Source organism: Streptomyces sparsus (genome assembly GCF_054776295.1).
Genome location: NZ_BAAHCA010001064.1, coordinates 1 through 1,517, shown reverse-complemented (window position 1 = coordinate 1,517; position 1,517 = coordinate 1). Strand labels below are relative to the sequence as shown.

Here is a 1,517-nt window from a genome sequence, read left to right as displayed (position 1 = left end):
TGGCGTCGGGCACCACCGCCCACGCGCTGGTGGTCGAACCGGCCGACCAGCGGGTGCTGTGGCGGATCCGCGAGGACGCCTCCGGCACCGCGACCCGGATGCCGGACGGCACCGAGGCCTGGCCCGGCTGGGAGGACTGCGCGGTGCCGCCGGCCCGACTCGGCGCCTACCTGCGGGACTTCCGCGGCCTGCTGCGCGAGCACGGACTGCGCGGCCTGCCCTACGGCCACTTCGGCGACGGCTGCATCCACGTGCGCATCGACTTCGACCTGCTCGGCCGGGAGGGCGTCGCCCGGTTCCGGGCCTTCTCCGGCGAGTTGGCCGACCTGGTGGTGCGGCACGGCGGTTCGCTCTCCGGGGAGCACGGCGACGGCATGGCCAGGGCCGAGCTGCTGCCCCGGATGTACGGGCCGGAGATGGTCGGGCTGTTCGAGCGGTTCAAGGACGTGTGGGACCCGGCGGGCATGCTCAACCCGGGCGTACTGGCCCGTCCGCACCGCCTTGACGAGAACCTGCGCTTCGAGGTGCTGCCGAAGCAGCCGCTGCCCGCGGAGCCGGCCGGCTTCAGCTACCCGCACGACGGGGGTGACTTCTCCGCGGCCGTGCGGCGCTGCGTCGGCGTCGCCAAGTGCCGCGACACCGGGCCCGGCCCGCAGGTGATGTGCCCCTCGTTCCGGGCCACCGGCGAGGAGCAGCACTCGACCCGGGGCCGGGCGCGGCTGCTGCACGAGATGCTCGCCGGGGAGATCGTCACCGACGGCTGGCGCTCCCCCGAGGTGCGTGACGCGCTGGACCTGTGCCTGTCCTGCAAGGGCTGCCGCAGCGACTGCCCCGTGGGCGTGGACATGGCCACGTACAAGGCGGAGTTCCTGCACCGGCACTACGCGGGACGGGTGCGTCCCCTGTCGCACTACTCGATGGGCCTGCTGCCGCAGTGGCTGCGCTGGGCCGCCGCCACCCGGTCGGCGCCGGTGCTCAACACGCTGGCCCGGACGCCGCTCGCGTCTGTCGCGAAGCGGCTGGGCGGCATCACGCCGGAGCGGGACATCCCCCCGCTGGCCCGTACCCCGTTCACCCGCTGGTGGCGCACCGAGGGGCGAAATGCCGCGCCCGCTGCCGGAAGCCGCGTGGTGCTCTGGCCGGACACCTTCACCAACTACCTCTCACCGGAGGCCGGTTCCGGTGCCGCACGGGTACTCCGGGCGGCCGGCATCGAGCCGGTCGTGCCGCCGGGTGCCGTCTGCTGCGGGCTCACCCAGGTCTCCACCGGCCAACTGGGCCGAGCCCGAGCCGTGTTGCGCCGCACGCTTGACCGGATGGAGCCCGCACTGGCCGCCGGACTGCCCGTCACCGTACTGGAACCGCCGTGCGCGGCGGCGCTGCGCACCGACCTGCCGGAGCTGCTGCCGGACGACCCGCGCGCGGCCCGACTGGCCGGACTGGTCCGCACGTTCGCGCAGACCCTGGAGGAGCAGGCCCCCGACTTGGAGCCGCCCCGCCTGGACCGGCCGGTGGCC

Annotated in this window: 1 protein-coding gene; it reads left to right on the top strand. The window is 74.9% G+C overall.

What is annotated here, in order from left to right; genetic code table 11:
- The coding region (locus tag ACYVE9_RS26300) for an FAD-linked oxidase C-terminal domain-containing protein (RefSeq protein WP_461030393.1) at positions 1-1,517 on the top strand (1,517 nt) is incomplete at both ends.